Raw genomic sequence first — 3,284 nt, forward strand, 5'->3', positions numbered from 1 at the left:
CTTTTATACATGATTTCTTGAAAATTGTAAAAAGGATATATTGGCCAATTTGCATATTAAAAATGAAAATCTCTTACTATATAATCCTCACACTACATTCATTTAGTCATAAATTACGGAATACATCCATATAAAAAAACAAACCAACTTACATTCTATCACACCAAATACACTTGACTTTAGCACGATCAAATGGAATATATTAGAAACCACCTTAAAATGAGGAGGAACTCCATGGCGCATTGCACGTATTGTAAAACGAAGTGGAAAATAAAAGATGTATGGTCGCTTCTCATAACATTTGAAAAAGATTGTCCGTATTGCTTCGGACGGCAATATCTATCAAAGAAAACATTGAACGCTATGCCAGAATTTATAAGCTTACCTTTACACTTCTTATTTCCTTTTCTAGTTGATTTGAGTGATGAAGGACCTTTGGATTGGTATCGGAAATCATAATACTTCATTATCTTCTACTTATAAAAAAATAAAAACATATATAATAGTATAAACACTATAATTAAACCTATTTTCTATTACACTATCTCTTTAAAAACTTACTATAAAAATATTGTAAAATTTCAGTTAATTGTATATAATTGCTTTAGCATAATGATTAAAGATGCTATTACATAAGCATTTTTGAAGATCCCGTAGCTCAGCAGGGAGAGCGCCACCTTGACAGGGTGGAGGTCGTGAGTTCGAGCCTCTCCGGGGTCATAAAAAAAACACCATATCAACCTATTAGGTGATATGGTGTCTCTTTTTTCCAAGTCACTTCTTATAAAAACTAAAAACCCTGCCAGTTAATCACTTCCCACCAAACATCTTCTCCAAAGACTTCGCATTGGCAAATAATAATTCCTTCAGGTTGTCATCAGCAACGATTTTGTAGTCGCCATCTTTGTCTTTCTTTAAGTTCAATGTAACTTCGCGAGTTGCCATTGCTGCCTCTTTATCCGATAAGTTTTTGATGATAGTTGATGTCATCATTTTTTCTATTGCTTTTTCGGATTGCTCTTTGTCTTCGCTAAAGGCACTAGCGAAGGCCATTGGCATAACTTCTCCCATTGCTTTTGTTACGGCAATAGATAGATCAACAGATGTAACTTTCACTTTCACTTCTGCTTTGTCATCCTTTTTTGATACTTCTTCTAGCTTTTCAAATTTAAAGCTTTTCGTAATTGCGCTCAGCATTGCTTTTCCGTCAGCATCGTCTGTTTTTTCATTTAGTTTACTAAACTCTTTATCACTTTCAACAAATGTGCGAGCCTTTTCTAGGTCACCTTTTTGTATCGCTGTTAAAAATTCTTCAGCAGTATCTTTCGGGTTTGCACATCCTGCTAGAACACCAACTGTTAATCCTATTACCATCATTAGCAGCAATAATTTCTTTACCTTTTTCACGTTCATTCTCCTCTTATCTTTTCTAGTAAGTCATCACTATACAATAGTATGAAACTTACATTACAAACATTTTTTAGTATATCATTTATATGATTTGTTTTCTATTCTTTCCCAAAAGACAAAGAGCCTTGTAGTATTTCTACAAGGCCTTCTTTATAAAATAAAAACCAGCAACTTTAAGATTGCTGGTTTATCTCTTATTCATATTTGAAAAAACAATAATAATTACTCCAAGTACATAATGCCCTGCTACCATCCACATGCTCCGATCAAAAACCATAAGCGATAACCAAAGTGATATATTAGTAGCCGCAAATAATAGGTATGAAATGATATCTCTTTTTTGTAATGCCTCTCTATTCATCAAAATGTAAATGGCACCGATAGGAGGCAGAATAAAGCAAAGGAAAAAGACAAATATTTTTCTTAACGACCATGGATATGAGGTTACTGTCTGCATATGAATCTCCTTTTCATTATAGTACTTGTTTTAACATCGGCCTTGCTACTCTATATTCTTCACTAGTAGGTTCTTTTACGAGTATGGGGCGCCTTTCATCCTCTTCTTCTAAAATCATTTCAAATACTTCTGTTTTTTCTTGTAGTTTGTTGGATTCATTATCTTTAGTAGGCTGTTTGCTTGTTTCAATTTCCTTCGTCACTTCGCCAAGTTTTTGTCCGACTTCTTCTGCTTTGGCAGGTTCATTCGTAATGTAGTATTCCTGGCCCTCCCATACTAATATAGGTGGTACATGTTCTCGTTTGTTACATATTATATAAGTAATACTAGCTATAAGTAGTAGACATGTTAATAAAAAGAAGATAGCTTTTTTGTTCATATACTATTCTCCTTTCTATCATTTTATTGGATTATATAACAGGAAATATAGTTAGTAAATGGTTTTTATGGTTATTTTTAGTATTAATTTCAAATAGAAAAACCTTACTGTAAAGTAAGGTTCCGTTTTTAAATTCTATAATGTTTTATTAATTAAAACGATCATTACGATAATCGCTATAAACATAACAACTAAACAGCCGATCATTTTATAAAATCCTCGTTTCGTTAACGTCCCGCCCTGGACGTCTTTACGAATAAATAGGAACACCGCTAAAAATAAAACAAGCCCCATACCAAAAGCGTACATCATTTGCATATGTTAATCTTCCTTTCTCTCTTACATCTTAATATCTTTTCGATAAAACAACAAACGAGATAAAGACTGTACTCATCGTAAGTGCCATTAATATGTTCAATAGTTCAACCGCAGATAGTGTAATTACTTTTAAGTTTAAGCCAATCGAGAAAAGAAGATAGTATGCTGTTAATGCAAAAAATGTCACGAACATTCCTTTATAACGAATGAGTTTCATTCGCTCATCTTTTTCTTTAAATTGCGGGTGTAAGTAACTTAAGCAGAAACTCATAATCATCATTGCAAGTAACGGATAAGTTACTGCCGGCGGTGCAGAATGCGTCATTACACCTGTTAGTACCATAAATCCGCTCATAAACAGAAAAATAATTCCCATAATTACAAAGTACTTTTGTGAATAATTCATCTCTATGCCTCCTCTTCTTTTCCCTCATAAATAAATACATGTTCTATCGTTGTTTGAAATGTTTTTGCAATTTCAAATGCTAATGGAAGTGATGGATCATATTTCCCTTTTTCAATTGAAATGATGGTTTGTCTGGAAACCCCAAGTTTCTCAGCCAATTTTTCTTGGGATAGTCCAAATTTTTTTCGATATTCGACCATTTTATTTTCCAAGGAAATTTCTCCCTCCTTCCTTATACTGAGTATATATGTAAAGGAAACTTTACGTCAAGGTTCCTTTACATTCATTGTAATTATTTTTCACTCTATTTATAT

General features: G+C 32.9%; 7 protein-coding genes and 1 tRNA gene. 2 read left to right on the forward strand and 6 right to left on the reverse strand.

Annotated features, from left to right (window positions below; translation table 11 throughout):
- Window positions 1-234: 234 nt before the first annotated feature.
- Complete coding sequence (locus AB3X48_RS19735) at window positions 235-459, forward strand: hypothetical protein (RefSeq protein ID WP_088098828.1); 225 nt, start codon at window positions 235-237, stop codon at window positions 457-459.
- A gap of 188 nt (window positions 460-647) precedes the next feature.
- Window positions 648-720, forward strand: a tRNA-Val gene (locus AB3X48_RS19740).
- 90 nt (window positions 721-810) lie between these two features.
- Here AB3X48_RS19740 and AB3X48_RS19745 read toward each other — a convergent pair.
- The 6 genes from AB3X48_RS19745 to AB3X48_RS19770 form a co-directional block, all read right to left on the reverse strand.
- Entirely contained in the window at window positions 811-1,407 is a 597-nt protein-coding gene (locus tag AB3X48_RS19745) for a DUF5105 domain-containing protein (RefSeq protein WP_256416061.1), read from the reverse strand.
- A gap of 190 nt (window positions 1,408-1,597) precedes the next feature.
- A complete protein-coding gene (locus tag AB3X48_RS19750) occupies window positions 1,598-1,867 on the reverse strand; it encodes a hypothetical protein (RefSeq protein ID WP_016104218.1) in 270 nt (89 codons plus the stop codon).
- Window positions 1,868-1,883: 16 nt separating this feature from the next.
- The gene (locus AB3X48_RS19755; RefSeq protein WP_002158818.1) at window positions 1,884-2,246 is read right to left on the reverse strand and encodes a hypothetical protein; all 363 of its coding nucleotides are present in this window, start codon (window positions 2,244-2,246) and stop codon (window positions 1,884-1,886) included.
- Between the two features lie 135 nt (window positions 2,247-2,381).
- Window positions 2,382-2,564, reverse strand: a complete 183-nt coding sequence (locus AB3X48_RS19760; RefSeq protein ID WP_002011459.1) for a DUF3976 domain-containing protein — start codon at window positions 2,562-2,564, stop codon at window positions 2,382-2,384.
- A 28-nt stretch (window positions 2,565-2,592) separates the two neighbouring features.
- A complete protein-coding gene (locus tag AB3X48_RS19765) occupies window positions 2,593-2,970 on the reverse strand; it encodes a hypothetical protein (RefSeq protein WP_016104217.1) in 378 nt (125 codons plus the stop codon).
- Between the two features lie 2 nt (window positions 2,971-2,972).
- A complete protein-coding gene (locus AB3X48_RS19770; RefSeq protein WP_256416062.1) occupies window positions 2,973-3,182 on the reverse strand; it encodes a helix-turn-helix transcriptional regulator in 210 nt (69 codons plus the stop codon).
- Window positions 3,183-3,284 lie beyond the last annotated feature (102 nt).

The organism is Bacillus sp. S4 (genome assembly GCF_040838205.1).
GTDB classification, from domain to species: domain Bacteria; phylum Bacillota; class Bacilli; order Bacillales; family Bacillaceae_G; genus Bacillus_A; species Bacillus_A cereus_U.

Coding starts and splice junctions, on each gene's coding strand:
- AB3X48_RS19765 (WP_016104217.1), bottom strand. CDS start 2,970: ATGAATTATTCACAAAAGTACTTTGTAATTATGGGAATTATTTTTCTG.
- AB3X48_RS19750 (WP_016104218.1), bottom strand. CDS start 1,867: ATGCAGACAGTAACCTCATATCCATGGTCGTTAAGAAAAATATTTGTC.
- AB3X48_RS19760 (WP_002011459.1), bottom strand. CDS start 2,564: ATGCAAATGATGTACGCTTTTGGTATGGGGCTTGTTTTATTTTTAGCG.
- AB3X48_RS19755 (WP_002158818.1), bottom strand. CDS start 2,246: ATGAACAAAAAAGCTATCTTCTTTTTATTAACATGTCTACTACTTATA.
- AB3X48_RS19735 (WP_088098828.1), top strand. CDS start 235: ATGGCGCATTGCACGTATTGTAAAACGAAGTGGAAAATAAAAGATGTA.